At 59.9% G+C, this 14634-nt stretch carries 14 protein-coding genes; 11 read left to right on the top strand and 3 right to left on the bottom strand.

Annotation, left to right across the window (positions count from 1 at the left end; translation table 11 throughout):
* Positions 1-67: 67 nt before the first annotated feature.
* The gene (locus HBA99_RS21010) at positions 68-406 is read right to left on the bottom strand and encodes a hemophore-related protein (protein ID WP_030096368.1); all 339 of its coding nucleotides are present in this window, start codon (positions 404-406) and stop codon (positions 68-70) included.
* Positions 407-541: 135 nt separating this feature from the next.
* A complete protein-coding gene (gene rfbA / locus HBA99_RS21005) occupies positions 542-1408 on the bottom strand; it encodes a glucose-1-phosphate thymidylyltransferase RfbA (RefSeq protein ID WP_030096369.1) in 867 nt (288 codons plus the stop codon).
* 464 nt (positions 1409-1872) lie between these two features.
* Here rfbA and HBA99_RS21000 point away from each other — a divergent pair, with 464 nt between their 5' ends.
* The 8 genes from HBA99_RS21000 (at position 1873) to HBA99_RS20965 (ending at position 10925) form a co-directional block, all read left to right on the top strand.
* Positions 1873-3132, top strand: coding sequence for a glycosyltransferase (locus HBA99_RS21000; RefSeq protein ID WP_070932697.1), 1260 nt, complete (start codon positions 1873-1875; stop codon positions 3130-3132).
* Positions 3133-3284: 152 nt separating this feature from the next.
* Entirely contained in the window at positions 3285-4346 is a 1062-nt protein-coding gene (locus HBA99_RS20995; RefSeq protein WP_070952431.1) for an NAD-dependent epimerase/dehydratase family protein, read from the top strand.
* A gap of 164 nt (positions 4347-4510) precedes the next feature.
* Entirely contained in the window at positions 4511-5638 is a 1128-nt protein-coding gene (locus HBA99_RS20990; RefSeq protein ID WP_030096372.1) for an acyltransferase family protein, read from the top strand.
* A gap of 190 nt (positions 5639-5828) precedes the next feature.
* Positions 5829-6563 (top strand): class I SAM-dependent methyltransferase, encoded by a 735-nt coding sequence (locus tag HBA99_RS20985; protein WP_070933357.1) that lies wholly within the window; start codon positions 5829-5831, stop codon positions 6561-6563.
* A gap of 219 nt (positions 6564-6782) precedes the next feature.
* Positions 6783-7583, top strand: a complete 801-nt coding sequence (locus tag HBA99_RS20980; RefSeq protein WP_030096374.1) for a TylF/MycF/NovP-related O-methyltransferase — start codon at positions 6783-6785, stop codon at positions 7581-7583.
* A gap of 49 nt (positions 7584-7632) precedes the next feature.
* Positions 7633-8901, top strand: a complete 1269-nt coding sequence (locus HBA99_RS20975) for a glycosyltransferase (RefSeq protein ID WP_070952010.1) — start codon at positions 7633-7635, stop codon at positions 8899-8901.
* On the top strand, positions 8898-10022 hold the full coding sequence (locus HBA99_RS20970; RefSeq protein ID WP_109492816.1) for an acyltransferase family protein: 1125 nt from the start codon (positions 8898-8900) through the stop codon (positions 10020-10022). Before HBA99_RS20975 ends, HBA99_RS20970 begins: the two co-directional genes overlap by 4 nt.
* A gap of 114 nt (positions 10023-10136) precedes the next feature.
* On the top strand, positions 10137-10925 hold the full coding sequence (locus HBA99_RS20965) for a TylF/MycF/NovP-related O-methyltransferase (protein ID WP_030096377.1): 789 nt from the start codon (positions 10137-10139) through the stop codon (positions 10923-10925).
* 3 nt (positions 10926-10928) lie between these two features.
* Here HBA99_RS20965 and HBA99_RS20960 read toward each other — a convergent pair whose 3' ends face one another.
* Positions 10929-12188, bottom strand: coding sequence for a glycosyltransferase (locus HBA99_RS20960; protein WP_070952011.1), 1260 nt, complete (start codon positions 12186-12188; stop codon positions 10929-10931).
* A 180-nt stretch (positions 12189-12368) separates the two neighbouring features.
* Here HBA99_RS20960 and mtf2 point away from each other — a divergent pair, with 180 nt between their 5' ends.
* The 3 genes from mtf2 (at position 12369) to HBA99_RS20945 (ending at position 14621) form a co-directional block, all read left to right on the top strand.
* Positions 12369-13148 (top strand): fatty-acid O-methyltransferase Mtf2, encoded by a 780-nt coding sequence (gene mtf2 / locus HBA99_RS20955; RefSeq protein ID WP_070933359.1) that lies wholly within the window; start codon positions 12369-12371, stop codon positions 13146-13148.
* Between the two features lie 61 nt (positions 13149-13209).
* Positions 13210-13455, top strand: coding sequence for a hypothetical protein (locus tag HBA99_RS20950; RefSeq protein ID WP_030096380.1), 246 nt, complete (start codon positions 13210-13212; stop codon positions 13453-13455).
* A 935-nt stretch (positions 13456-14390) separates the two neighbouring features.
* A complete protein-coding gene (locus HBA99_RS20945; RefSeq protein ID WP_005062145.1) occupies positions 14391-14621 on the top strand; it encodes an MbtH family protein in 231 nt (76 codons plus the stop codon).
* Positions 14622-14634 lie beyond the last annotated feature (13 nt).

Below are 14634 nucleotides of genomic sequence, written 5' to 3'. Positions count from 1 at the left end.
CTGATGCGGCGAGTACGCAAAAGGCCGGGTGCGAGTTCACCTCGGCCCGGCCCTTGCGTATGAAGACTCAGTACTTGTGGCAGCTGCGCACCATCTGCTGGAAGACGGGGATAACGTACTCGATCCCCTGATTGCCCCTCACCTGGTTGATCATGCTGATCCGCTTGTCTTTCGGCGCACCGAGGAACTCTCGCATGAACTGCTGGTTGGGTGGCGACGCGTCGAAGTACTCCGCGGCCATGGGGTTCTCCGCATGTAGTGCCGCATTCGCCTGATCGTACGTACAGGTGCTGTTCACCATCTCGTCTGTAACGGGGTCGGCGGATGCGAGCCCTGCGCCGGCGCTCAACGCCAGCGTGGCACCGCCTACCACCGCCGCAATCTTCGTCAATGATTTTTTGTTCATGTTCTCAATTGCCTCCTCGTACCGACCACATCAACTTTACGTATTCAATGAAACTCAAGGCCCAGGGTGTTCTCAGACCCATGACTATTTATACGTCTCACCGTCCATTGCGTTACCGACGACCAGAGGATCGGGTTATTTCCGCTGCAAGAGCTCAAGTAGGTAACTTCCGTATCCAGACTTGAGCAGCTCCTGAGCACGCGCAGCGAGCTGGTCGTCATTGATGAAACCCGCGCGCCACGCAATTTCTTCCGGTACGCCTATCTTCAGGCCCTGTCGGCGTTCGATGGTGCGCACGTAGTCGCTCGCGTCCAGCAGTGAATCGAAGGTGCCCGTATCCAGCCACGCGGTTCCACGCGGGAGCACTTCGACCGAAAGACGTCCCTGGTCCAGGTAGGTCTGGTTGACCTCGGTGATCTCGTACTCACCCCGAGCCGACTTCTTCAGCGAGCGCGCGATCTCGATGACGTCGTTGTCATAGAAGTACAGACCGGGCACCGCATAGTGGGATTTCGGTGTCGCGGGCTTTTCTTCCAGGGACAACGGGACGCCCGAGGCATCGAACTCCACCACACCGTATGCCGACGGGTTGGCCACCCAGTACGCGAAAATGGCTCCACCGCTGATGTTCTCGAACCGGCGCAAACTCGTGCCCAAGCCGGGCCCGTAGAAGACGTTGTCACCCAGGGCGAGCATCGCGGTGTCGGTGCCGATATGCGAGGCTCCGATCACGAACGCCTGTGCCAGGCCCTCGGGCTTGGGCTGGACCGCATAGGTCAGGTTGATGCCGAATGCCGAGCCGTCTCCGAGGAGTCGCTCGAATGCCGAGGCGTCCGAGGGGGTGGTGATCACCAGAATGTCGCGGACCCCGGCCATGATCAGCGTGGAGAGCGGGTAGTAGACCAGCGGTTTGTCGTACACCGGTAGCAGCTGCTTGCTGACACCCGTCGTTATCGGATGCAGGCGCGTGCCCGAACCGCCCGCGAGAATGATGCCGCGCATGTGTGCTCCTACTCGACGACAATGCGAGTTCGGTTGCGGCGGGGACAATTTGTACATTGTCGTGGCGCAACCCGTAGGCCACCCTATCGCGTATGTAGGCGGAATGCCGACGGAATCAAACGCCGGCAGCGGGCATGCGGGCCGCTTTGGTGAACGGTGCGTGGCGACAAAGTATGTCAAGGTGGTTCCGGCGCGCCCGCAGCCGTATATGCATATCGTGCGACCTGCCGAACCTGGGCCGGCCGGTATTGCATTGCCGCATTCCTGTGCGATAGCGATTTTAGTGTGGCAACCCGCGAAGCGGAATTCTTTCGGCTGTAGCTGAATTGATGTTCCGGAATTTGGAGACGGATGTATGCCTGTCCTCGTGAGGCTATCCGAGAAGCACAAGATCGGTAATAATGACCGGCAACACCGACGGCCATTCTGCGAGTACCTAACATATCGGGGAGGTCGACACCGTCATGAAATTTGCCATGGCAAGTTATGGCACGCGCGGCGATATCGAACCTGCCGTTGCTGTCGGACGAGAACTGCAGCGCAGAGGCCATGAAGTGCGCATGGCGGTGCCGCCAGACTTGATCGGCTTCGCCGAGTCTGTCGGGCTCTCGGCAGTTCCCTATGGCGTCCAGGTGGGGCCCCAGCTCGATGAGTATCGCGACCTGTGGATGTCGTGGACCCGTCATTTTTGGAGGGTTCAGGATTTGGTTGCGTTGTGTCAGCAGGCGCTGAAACTGGTAACCGAACAGTGGTCGGAAATGAGTAAGGCCCTTGTGTCGGTGGCCGAAGGGGCGGATCTGCTGTCGACCAGTGTGGGCTATGAGGAGCCGGCCGCCAATGTTGCCGAGTTCTACGGAATCCCACTGGTTGCCCTACACACCATGCCGTGGCGCCCCAATGGTCAGCTCTTTCCTGCCCTGCCGCCGCCGGTGACCCGCACAGCGATGACCGCCTACGACTGGTTGACCTGGCGTGTGACCAAGAGGGCTGAGGATGCGCAACGACGCGAGCTGGGTTTACCGAGGGCGACAAGCCCTTCGCCGCGGCGGATCGGGCAGCGTGGCTCACTGGAAATCCAGGCCTACGACCGTATTTGCTTCCGCGGGCTGGCAGATGAGTGGGCGAAGTACGGCGAGCGAAGGCCTTTCGTGGGGGCACTCACCATGGAATTGACCACTGCGGCCGATGACGAGGTCATGTCCTGGATTGCCGCCGGTCCGCCGCCTATCTGTTTCGCTTCGGGAAGCATTCCGGTGGAATCTCCGGCGGAGACCGTCGAGATGATCGGTTCAGCGTGCGCGGAATTGGGGGAGCGTGCGCTAGTGTGCGCCGGCGCCACTGACTTCAGCGACGTACGTCCACCCGAGCACGTCAAGGTGGTCGGCGTGGTGAACTATGCGGCAGTCTTTCCGGTGAGTCGGGCGATTGTTCACCACGGTGGGTCAGGCACCACGGCCGCGAGCCTGCGCGCCGGAGTGCCTACTTTGATCCTGTGGACCGTCGGTGATCAGCCATTCTGGGGAAATCAGCTCAAGCGCATGAAAGTGGGCGCCTCTCGGCGCTTTTCGACCACTTCCCGGGACACCTTGGTCTCGGACCTGCGGGAGATCCTCAGCCCCGACTATGCGGTTCGGGCTCGGGAGATCGCTCCCCACATGTCCAAGCCGTACGAGAGTGTGGGCAAGGCAGCCGACCTTTTGGAGGAGCGGGCTGCTCGTGTTTAGGTCAGTTGTCATCGCGCGGCAGTCCATGCGGGAAGAACCCCGCGCGATGTCATCTGGACCATCGATATCATTGACCCGGAACGCATTACCGGTGCGTGCCGGTTACCTGGCTGGTCCGTAAAGAACGGGAGGAATCGGCTTTGTCGACATCTGTGCTCATCTCTGGTGGAGCGGGATTCATTGGATCCGCGCTATCCAACCGCCTCGTGCAGGCGGGATACGACGTCGCGGTGATGGACGTCCTACATCCTCAGGTGCATGCCAGGGGCCGGGACATCGACCTCCCGCCATCGGTGCGGCTGTTCACGGGCGACGTGACCCATGCCCCCGACTGGGATGCCGTGCTGCGGTTGTTCGAACCCTCGCAAGTTGTCCATTTGGCTGCGGAGACGGGTACCGCGCAGTCGCTTTCGGAAGCGACGCGTCACGGCTCGGTCAATGTGGTGGGTACCACCCAACTCCTTGATGCCCTGAGCCGTGCGGCGTTTGTGCCCGACCAGGTGGTACTCGCATCATCGCGCGCGGTGTACGGCGAAGGTGCCTGGCAGTCCGGTGCGGAAGTCTTCTACCCACGCCCGCGCAGCCATGCCCAGCTACTTGCCGGCCAGTGGGATCCGAAGGGTCCCACCGGTGAGCCTTCGGAACCGCTCGCCAGCTGCGCCAGTAGGACAGAGCCCCGGCCCACCAATATCTATGCGGGTACAAAACTTGCCCAAGAGCATCTGTTGGCTTCCTGGGCGGCCGCCCATGACACCAACCTCAGCGTTCTGCGTCTGCAGAATGTGTATGGGCCCGGTCAGTCACTCACCAACTCGTACACCGGAATCGTCACGCTCTTCGCGCGTCTGGCACGCGAGAAGCAGTCCTTGGAGGTGTACGAGGATGGACGGATAGTTCGCGATTTCGTCTTTATCGACGATGTTGTCGATGCGCTCTTTGCCGCGGTACACACACCCGCAGTCGAGCGACGCACTCTCGACATCGGTTCTGGCACTGCGACAACCATTCATGAGTTGGCTCGTAAGGTTGCGGACATCTGTGCGGCGCCCGAACCCACCGTTGTCGGGAAGTTCCGGGATGGCGATGTGCGCGCCGCGAGCTGTGACGTCGAGCCGGCAATCGAGCAGCTCGCGTGGAGCCCGAAGTGGACGCTCGAGGATGGCCTGCACGCACTTCTGGAATGGATCGACAAGGACTGCCCGAATCGCTTTTGAGCACATCGCCGCCCCACTGTGGTCTGGTGGCGAGAAACCCTGTCGCGAATATGAATCATCAGTTGTGACAATGTTTTCCAACTACATGTGGAAACACCGGAAAGCCTGATCTCGAACTGAGATGACGATACGATGACGCTTCCGGCGAAGAGTGGTGGAGGCGCATGAAGCTCGGTTCTGTATTCGATCCGCGAAACAACGCGCTGAACGCATGTCGGCTCGCCTTGGCGACAGAGGTGATCCTTTTTCACTCGTTTCCGCTTACGGGTCACGTGGTGGAATCCAAGGCGATACTTCAACTGCTGTTTTCGGTAGGAGTTGACGGATTCTTTGCTCTTTCGGGATTTCTGATCACTGCTAGTTGGCTCCGTAATCCCAGCTCGCGCGACTACTTCATCGCGCGAGCCCTGCGCATCCTGCCCGGGTACTACGTGGTACTGGCGGTAACGGCGTTTGTCATCGCTCCGCTCAGTGTTGCGATCCAGGGCGGATCGGCCGCGAGGCTGCTGTTCTCCAGTGCGCCGATCGAATACATGTTGAAGAACAGCGCGCTGATTCAGCTCCAGTTCGACGTGGGTGGGACGCCGCGCGATATCCCGTATCCGGGAATCTGGAACGCGTCCCTGTGGTCGCTCGTATTCGAAGTGATGTGCTACATCGCCGTAGCGGGGTTGGGGCTGCTCGGGCTCGCCAGCCGTCGCTGGACCGCACCGGTGATACTGATATTGGCAACGATTGCGGCGATTCTCCTGCCGCCGCTAACCTTCCCTGGGCTATGGACAATTCCGCAGCTCGCGGTGCGCAGTGCCATCATGTTTTCCGCCGGTGCACTGCTGTATCAGTGGCGAGATGTGATTCCGGCCCGGTGGTCGCTTGTGTCGGTGAGCGTGGTGATTGTGCTGGCGTCGGGCATGTTGCCCGACTACCGCGTCATCGGTGCTCTTCCGCTTGCTTACGCCGTCGTCGTTTCGGGTGTGCTGATCAAGAACAAGCGCATGAATATCCAGACGGACCTGTCATACGGTGTCTATATCTATGCCTCGCCGACGCAGCAGTTCTTAGCTGTCGCAGGCCTCGCCAGCCTGAATCCGTTTGTTTTCTTTATTGTTTCGGCGGGTGCGACGTTGGTGCCCGCCGCATTCAGTTGGTTCCTGGTCGAGAAGCGTGCCCTCGCGCTCAAGTCGCGCCTCAAACGCAAGCATGCCGATCAGGCGGCGACGCGTGCGGGGCCCGCGGGCTCGGATAGCCTCGCGCCGCGAGAACGGGCCCTATCGCCGCGCGAGGACAGTTAGCGCATAGGTGTCGCCATGGATATGTCGGTAGGCTGATTCGCATGGCATTTCGGGATTCTGAGAATGGGCGATGTTCTTCGAACATCAAAGGACAGCAAAGGATCTCGTGATCATGCCGCTCTTCCGATTGGCACTGCAGCGCAAACCTCCGTTCATTGCGCGGCGTTATCCGTACGGGTCCCGCCGTCGAATGCTCGGTGCGCTGGGGCCGGACCTGGCCAGGACGGTCTCGATGCGGGCCGACAACTCGGCACCGGCGGAAACCCCCATCGGGAGGATCTTCGAGAACACCGACAACGTCCACAAGCTGCGTCATTACCTGCCCATCTACCAGCGTGCGCTCACGGGGATCGAGCGAATGCTCGAGATCGGGGTGGATCGGGGCGGATCCCTACAGATGTGGCGGGAACACCTGCCTCAGGCCACCATTGTGGGTCTGGACATCAGCCCCAAGTCCGCGCAGCACGACGACCCGGGGCGCGGTATCCACGTGCGGATCGGTGACCAGACCGATCCGCACTTTCTCGGTACGGTGGTCGAGGAGTTCGGCCCGTTCGACGCCGTCCTCGATGATGGTGGTCACACCCCGAAACAGATGATCGGGTCGTTCAGGTATCTATTTCCGCGTCTGCGGCCCGGCGGGGTCTACATCGTGGAGGACGTCTGCGCGAACTACTGGACGATCTATCGTGACCAGCGCCAATCGTTCATCGATTTCACCAAATGGCTGATGGACGCTATGCACGCTCATTATTTGGAGATGAGCTCGGTCTACCAGATCATGGAGGACCATCCCAAGCGGATTGAGACAGTCGAGGTGCCGTTCGCGACCACCATCATCGACCGGATCGAGGTGTTCGACTCCGTAGTCGTGATTCATCGCGCAGAAGAGTCGAAGCGGCTACCCCGTGCCGTGTTCCGATGAGGCTGAATATTAATGAAGGGTGGCAGGATCTCCGATCGCCAGCGTGCCGCAGATATTTGGCGACATTCGTTCACAAGAATTCTTGACAGATTCTGCTGAAAATGCAGCCCCTACAAGGGGAGTAGCCCGGTCCGAAACGTGTCGACGGAGTCGCACAGACGGCTATTGTTAGCGCTGGGACGGGACACCAGCATTTCGAGATAGGGGCAGTTCTTGACCGTGACCGATTACGACACTCGATCCGCTTATCTGGGCCTGCTTCGACAGGACCTCACCCGATACGGAGTTGATGAACTTGTGCCAGTGGGTTGGAACTGGCTGCACCGCCCCTTTTTCAAATTTGGCGACTACGTGCTTGTGCGCAAGCGTCCGTTCGACGCGCACAAGCGTGACTTGGGCCTGGATTGGCCGGCGGATGCGCTGACGATGATCGGTATGCAGCGACTCACCAGCCTGCAGCAGTGCGTCGAGACGGTGCTTGCCGATGATGTGCCTGGCGACCTGGTCGAATGCGGTGTGTGGCGCGGTGGTGCGTCCATCCTGATGCGCGGGGTTCTGGCCGCGTATGGGGACACCACGCGGAACGTGTGGCTCTGCGATTCGTTCGAGGGCGTACCTCCGCCGGATACCGCGCATTACAAGGCGGACAAGGGCGACAGGCTGCACCTTGCGGCGCCCATCCTGGCGGTGACCGAAAAGAATGTCAGGGCTAATTTCCAGCGCTATGGATTGTTGGATGACCAGGTTCGATTTGTTCCAGGCTGGTTCAAAGACACGCTGCATGATGCCCCGATTCAACAAATCGCTGTATTGCGGCTTGATGGCGACCTCTATGAATCCACAATCCAGGCGCTCGACGGGCTTTACGAACGTTTGTCTCCCGGAGGCTTTTGCATCATCGACGACTACCACGCGCTCGACTCGTGCAAACAGGCCGTCACCGATTACCGCACGAAGCACGGGATAACCGCCGAGATCAAGGAAATTGACGGAACAGGCGTGTTCTGGCGTAAGGAATGACGGCGGCCCGACTCCGCTGAACCGCGATACCCGAAAGGCGTTAGAGGCGATGAAGTTTGTGCTGGCGAGCTACGGAACCCGGGGTGATGTCGAGCCCTCTGTTGTCGTGGCTCGTGAGTTACAGCGCAGGGGACACGATGTGGTCATGGCTGTGCCGCCCGACCTGATCGGCTTCACGGAGTCGGCTGGTCTGGAGACCGTTTCCTACGGGTTGGATACGAAGACCTGGCTGGACGTGTATCGCAATTTCTGGACGTTCTTCTTCCACACCTTCTGGAAGGTGGGGGAGATTCGGACGATGTGGCGTCAGATGTGGGAGCTCAGCGACGAATGCTGGGCGCAGATGAACACCACGCTGATGTCCGCGGCCCAGGATGCCGATGTGTTGTTCGCGGGCCAGAGCTACCAGGAGCCCGCTGCGAATGTCGCTGAATACCATGACATTCCATTGGTCACACTTCATCACATCCCGATGCGGCCGAATGGTCAGCTTGTCACCATCCTGCCTTCCCGGTTGGGGCGTGCGGCGATGACAGCGTTCGACTGGTTTGCTTGGCGCCTGAATAAGAAGGTGGAGGACACGCAGCGGCGTGAGCTCGGCCTACCCAAGGCCTCACGGCCGTCGCCTCAGCGGATCGCCGAGCGCGGCTCCCTGGAGATCCAGGGCTATGACGAGGTCTGTTTTCCCGGCCTGGCCGAGGAGTGGAAGGAATGGGATGGCTTGCGGCCGTTTGTCGGCTCGCTGACCATGGCGTTGACCGCCGAGGCCGACGGTGACGTCGCCTCATGGATCGCTGACGGGACGCCGCCAATCTTCTTCGGATTTGGCAGTATGCCGGTCGAATCCCCCACTGCCGCACTCGAGATGATCGGCTCGGCGTGCGCGGAGCTGGGAGAGCGGGCCTTGATAGGCGCGGGATGGACAGACTTCAGCGATGCGCAGCTTCCCGACCACGTGAAGGTCGTGGGAGCAGTCAACTATGCGACGGTCTTTCCGGCCTGCCGGGCGATCGTGCATCACGGGGGGTCCGGCACCACCGCGGCAAGCCTGCGCGCCGGGGTCCCCACGTTGATCTTGTCGATGGATGCCAATCAGACGCTTTGGGGTGGACAGATAAAGAAGCTGAAAGTGGGTACCACGCGGCGTTTTTCGACCACCACGCGAGAATCTCTGATTGCGGATCTGCGCCAGATTCTTGCACCGGACTACGTTGACCGGGCTCGCGAGCTCGCCAACGGAATGACCAAACCGGGTGAGAGCGCGGAGGCCGCCGCTGATGCCATGGAGCAGTTCGCTCGCTCGAGGTGTTCCGCGTGAGTGGGCCGGAGGGGCCGAGGCTAGCGAGAAACTCGACGCTCGGCCAGGTATTCGACCCGAGAAACAATGCGCTTAACGCATGGCGGTTGATCCTGGCGGTCAGCGTCATCTTCTGGCACTCCTGGCCGCTGACCGGTCGAACGATCACCTATCGCCCATTCGAGCAACTCATCGAGCAGGTCGGCGTCGACGGTTTCTTTGCGATATCGGGCTTTCTCATCACCGCGAGTTGGCTGCGCAAACCCAAGCTTCGTGACTTCGCGATTGCCCGTGGCCTTCGCATCTTCCCGGGGCTGTGGGTGTGTCTACTGATCATCGCGTTCGTCATAGCCCCCATCAGTGTCCTCATCCAGGGCGGCTCGGTCTCGGCGTTGTTCTCCTCGCACAAGCCGGTCGAGTACGTCATCAACAATGGTCTGCTGAACGTGTACTACGCCGGTGTCGATGGCACCCCGCGCGGTGTCCCATGGCCGGGCGTGTGGAACGGGTCAATCTGGACGCTTGTCTTCGAGATGATCTGCTACATCGCGGTGGCAGTGCTGGGCGTCGTCGGACTCCTGAAGCGGCGATGGGTTGTTCCCGCGGCCTTCGTGCTATTCCTTTGTGCCACGGCGTATCTCTCGTACCCGGTCTTCGCGGCGACTTCTATCGCGCAGATGGTGGCACGGTTCGCTGTCATGTTCGCGGCAGGAGCCCTGCTGAACCAGTACAAAGACGTCATTCCCGCGCGCTGGTCGCTCGTTGCGGTGAGCGTCGTGATCGTGCTGGCTTCCGGACTGTTGGAGAACTATCGGGATATCGCGGCTTTGCCGTTGGCGTATGCGGTCATAGTGTCGGGCTCGCTCATCCACAATCCACGACTGAACCTGCGCAACGACCTGTCCTACGGTACGTACATCTATGCCTATCCCGTGCAACAGCTACTGGTCGTCATGGGACTGGGTAGTCTGAATCTGTTGCTGTTCTTCGCTATTGCCACGGCGGCCACCGTGCCGCTAGCGGCCTTCAGTTGGTTTGTGGTGGAAAAGCAAGCGATCTCGCTGAAGTCTCGACTGAACCGAAAACGTCCCGCAGAGGTAGACACCGCGTCAGCGGCGCCGGTGGAGCGTGATGCGGTGTGAGGGCCGGATATGGCATCGATCAGCTTGTGAGCCATAGCTATTCGACGTGGTTGAATCGATTCGCCACGCGCTTTTCTCATCTCCAACCTGAAGGCGGATGCTATCGTTTCCGCTGTGGCAGATGAGCTAACGCTCCGTACCCGTATTTGGCTGTGGGCGGTTCGCAAGGAATATTGGCTTGCGCGCACGCTCCTGCCCAACGTCTATTCGAACGATGCGCTGATTTGTTTCAATAATCACGCATTCCTCGATGACCCGGCGTTCCAGCGTGCATACCAGCGCGGTGTCCGCGCGCTCGGTGGCACCGACTGGTATCAGTGGCATTGGCGCGTACATGTCGGGCTGTGGGCGGCTGCCAGTGCGAGCAAGGTGAAGGGTGACTTCGTCGAATGTGGCGTCAGCTACGGCTTTTTGAGCAGCGCCATCATGGAGTACCTCGATTGGGATCGACTGGGGAAGACCTTTTATCTCCTCGACACCTTCGCCGGACTCGACCCGCGCTTCGTCAGCGCGGGTGAACGCGACTCGGGGGCGCTTGAGAAGAGCGAGGAACTCGTACGCAACGGCATGTACGTGAGCTCCGTGGACAGCGTCAAGGCGAACTTTGCGCAGTGGAAGAACCAGCGCGTTATCGCTGGAGCAGTTCCGGAAACGCTTGAGGAAGTCCATGCCGATGCGGTGGCATTCCTGCATATCGACATGAACTGCGCACCACCCGAAGTCGCGACATTGCGATACTTCTGGCCGCGACTTTCACCAGGAGCATTTGTGCTCCTGGACGACTACGCGAATCGCGGTCGCGACGAACAGCGTATTGCCATGGATGAGGTGGCGCGCGATTTGGGCGTATACATCGTGGCCTTGCCGACCGGCCAGGGTCTGATTATCAAACCACCGCAGTAATGGTCATTTCTTACTTGCCTTACCGCGGGCGGCGGCCTCGAAGAGATCTGCGGCCTTGGTGACGCTTTCCTCGGGGCTGGTCATCCGAGTAGCCAACTCTCGGGCGGCCACCGCGTACTCGGGCGCCAGGATACGACGCAGATCGGCCACCAGTGTTTTTCGATTGGTCGCCGAGAACCGGCGAGCAGCACCGACTTTCAACCTGCCGAGCTGGTTTCCCCAGTACGGCTGATCGGCCGTGCTCCACAGAATCAGCGTCGGGGTACCGGCTCGCAGACTCGCGGCCGTGGTGCCCGAACCTCCGTGATGAACAACGGCTCGGCTGGCGGCGAAGACCGCCGAGTAGTTGACGGCGCCCACGACCTTGACATGGTCGGGTTGGACGATGTCACCGAAATCGGTACCGCCGGCGCAGACAAGCGCCCGCTCACCCAGTTCCGCACACGCAGAACTAATCACCTCGATGGTGCCGGCCGGTGATTCGAGCGGAATGCTGCCGGTGGCGAAGCAGATCGGCGGTTTCCCTGCGGCGATCCAGGACGCCACCTCATGGTCGGCGGTGGTAGATAACCCCATCGTGAGGGCGCCGACGAAAGGCCGCTTGCCATTCCATTTCGCCCACTCATTGGCCAGTCCGGGAACGGAGACCGCGTCGTAGGCTTGTATTTCGATGGCTGCGCTGCGGGCGATCCGACGCGGCGAGGGTCCGGTGGCCTCAGGTAAGCCGAGCTCGCGTCGCTGCGTGTCCTCGGCGTCCTTCGTGGCGCGCCACAGCAGCCATTCGGAGAGCATTCCGCCCGATCGTACGAGCGGTGCCGGAAGCATCGGAAGCAGTTGACCGTTGGGTCGCATCGGGAAGTGGTGCAGCATCATCAGGGGGATGTCGAAATACTCGGCCACGTTGGCGGCCGATTGCTCGAAGTTGAGTCCTGTCGACAACAGATCAGCCCCGTCTGTCACCGAGGTGAGCGTCGCGCTGGTGTCACTCCAGTACCGGGCAATCGGCGCCCAAAGCTCACGCAGCGTGCCGACGGGGTTGCGTACCAACTGAGTCCAGAAATTCCGGAGGAACTCGTCCTGTAGGAAATCCTGTAGTTCCGGGCCATAGGGAACCGCGGCCAGTCCAGCCGACTCCGCGAAGGTGACGAGGTCCGGGGGGACAGCCACGCAGACGTCGTGTCCTCGTCGGGTCAGCTCGCATCCGACGCTGACGGAGGGCTCGACGTCGCCGCGAGTGCCGTAGCACGCCAGCGCAAACTTCATTCCGTTCCTGGCCCTTCAGTCGTTGTCGCGTTGGTGGACCGAATAACTGAGTCATTATCTCTGGTTCTCCAACTGTCGCAAGGCAGTTCGGAGTTCGATAAGCCAGCCTGAAACTCAGAACTCTGCCATAATTCGTCTATGGTGCGCAGTCATCCGGTTCGGAAGTCGCGAGATTGGGTCATCTTCAAGCTGAACGCTCAGTTCACTCAGGCGGTGCAGAAGTTCATCTACCGGCATGCCACCCGTAAGCTCGAAACAGAGAACGTCGTGTTCCTCAATTACGGCTACGAAGAGGATCCGGCGATGGATGTCCCGTTGTCGGCTTCCGATGAGCCCGATCGGTATTCCATTCAGCTCTACCACAGCACCGCTACCCAGACGGAGCTCGACGGTAGGCGGGTGCTGGAGGTCGGTTGTGGCCACGGCGGCGGAGCTTCCTACCTCGTACGCACATTGCATCCGATGTCCTACACGGGGCTGGATCTCAATCCGGACGGGATCGAGTTCTGTCGCAAACGGCACAATCTTCCGGGCCTGGAGTTCACGCACGGAGATGCGCAGAACCTGCCATTCACCGATCAGTCCTTCGATGCGGTGATCAATATCGAGTCGTCGCACCTGTATCCCCAATTTCCGGTGTTTCTCACCGAGGTGGCGCGCGTGCTTCGTCCGGGCGGACATTTTCTCTACGCAGATGCGCGCAGCGCTCAGGATGTCGCTGGGTGGAAGGTGGCGCTCGCGAACGCGCCGCTACGGATGGTGTCCGAGCGGGGGATCAATGTCGAGGTCCGGCGCGGGATGGAGAAGAACCTGGAGCGCTGGCGGTACGTGATCGATCGCGCTACGCCCAGACTCTTGCGCGGGTTGGTTCGCAGGTTTGCGCCGGCTCAGCGTGCTTACGAGGACCTACGGAGCGGGGGAGCGGTGGAGTATCGGATGTACAGCTTCACCAAGGCATAGGCCTTGCGGCAGATTCGTCTTCCGACAAGGATTTTCATCGTCGAGTGGGTATAGTCAAAGCATGAACGTCGTCGAGTCGATAGAGCGCGGTCTGGACTGGCTCGCGACGCCCAGGCAGTTACCCGGGCGCTTGGAGATGGAGACTCGGCGGGGTAAGCGTCTGGAGCTGGAGGTCGTTTCCGTCGCGATCCGGCTGCCGATCCTCAACGGTGCCGTGGTGCGACTACCGGTGTTTGTCATGCTGATGCCAGCCGGATCGTCGCCCATCGAGGGAACGCAAGCCCGTCCCGAGCACCTCGACGACTGAACTATTTCGGTAGCGGGCTCGCCATGGGCCGGGGCTTCGTGTTCCGCATGAAAATATCGTCTTCTCGGGCGCTCTCACCGTTGGTCAAAGCGGTCTCGCGGGCGGCTTCCGCACACTTTTGGCGATGTGCGACGAGGAAGGCTGTGAGGATGCTGTGCTCGGTGTAAACGGTGCGGGTATGGACGATCTTCGTGGCCACAGGACATTTCTGGCGACGCGCGCATAACAATGTTTTTCGTGGAATTTGTTGCAGCACCGACTGGAGCCACTGAGGTGGCCAAACCGCCATGGATATCTTCGGTATTTCTTATAGACGAGAACTTAATTCGTAGTGGTTTGTCACCACATTTACTTCCAGGTACCCGATACTCCGTCACATTCTGTTGCTAGGGCGGCTTCTGCCCCATCAGTTCTCGGCTGAATCAGAATTCAGGTCGCGGCGAGTTCATTTGATACGCCCCAGGTTGTAACACTCTCGGCGCAGCGCGCAATGTAACGGAATGGCCCGATCTGTTACCTGAACTCGAAAAACATCCAAATATTGAGCTGTGGGCTACTTCTTCAAGTTACTTGATTAAGATGCGCAGCAAGCCTCAATATTAGGTAACGTGCGCCTCCAGTTCTAGTATCATACTTTGCTGGACGATAGGCGAACCGGTGGTCACTTGATTGCTCTCGCTGACGGCCCTGCGCTCGCCTCACGTGGCGTGCTCAGACTTGGTATACTCATATGCGCGTTCATCGCAACAACTAGAGATCTATCTAACCATACTTGACCTGGATAAATACATTCATACCGATATTGTGGCTAATTAGTTGCGGTAGTAAGCAACGATGTGTCAAAGTTGCGAAGATTAGAACTTTGTGAAACCCGCTACGCCGCTATAAATTCAGCCGTATGTTTGCGATGTCCACCGAAGCAACCTGGAGAAAGCGTGAGCATCAATCCATTCGATGATGACAAGGGAAGCTTTTTCGTCTTGGTCAACGACGAGGAGCAGCACAGCCTATGGCCGGCTTTCGCCGATGTGCCTGATGGCTGGCGGGTTGTATTTGGTGAAGCGGACCGTGCCGCCTGCCTGGAGTACATCGAACAAAACTGGACCGATATCCGGCCGAAGAGCCTGCGCGAGAGATTGGCGCAGGGTGGGGGTCTTGGGCGCTGAACCTTCGGAGAGG

This window comes from Mycobacteroides chelonae (assembly GCF_016767715.1).
Taxonomy (GTDB): Bacteria; Actinomycetota; Actinomycetes; order Mycobacteriales; family Mycobacteriaceae; genus Mycobacterium; species Mycobacterium gwanakae.
The sequence above is the reverse complement of the archived record's forward strand: the minus strand, read 5'-3'. Positions and strand labels throughout refer to the sequence as shown.

Excerpts from the sequence above, each read along its gene's own strand:
- HBA99_RS21010 (WP_030096368.1), bottom strand. The coding sequence starts at position 406 with ATGAACAAAAAATCATTGACGAAGATTGCGGCGGTGGTAGGCGGTGCC.
- rfbA (WP_030096369.1), bottom strand. The coding sequence starts at position 1,408 with ATGCGCGGCATCATTCTCGCGGGCGGTTCGGGCACGCGCCTGCATCCG.
- HBA99_RS21000 (WP_070932697.1), top strand. The coding sequence starts at position 1,873 with ATGAAATTTGCCATGGCAAGTTATGGCACGCGCGGCGATATCGAACCT.
- HBA99_RS20990 (WP_030096372.1), top strand. The coding sequence starts at position 4,511 with ATGAAGCTCGGTTCTGTATTCGATCCGCGAAACAACGCGCTGAACGCA.
- HBA99_RS20985 (WP_070933357.1), top strand. The coding sequence starts at position 5,829 with ATGCTCGGTGCGCTGGGGCCGGACCTGGCCAGGACGGTCTCGATGCGG.
- HBA99_RS20975 (WP_070952010.1), top strand. The coding sequence starts at position 7,633 with ATGAAGTTTGTGCTGGCGAGCTACGGAACCCGGGGTGATGTCGAGCCC.
- HBA99_RS20960 (WP_070952011.1), bottom strand. The coding sequence starts at position 12,188 with ATGAAGTTTGCGCTGGCGTGCTACGGCACTCGCGGCGACGTCGAGCCC.
- HBA99_RS20950 (WP_030096380.1), top strand. The coding sequence starts at position 13,210 with ATGAACGTCGTCGAGTCGATAGAGCGCGGTCTGGACTGGCTCGCGACG.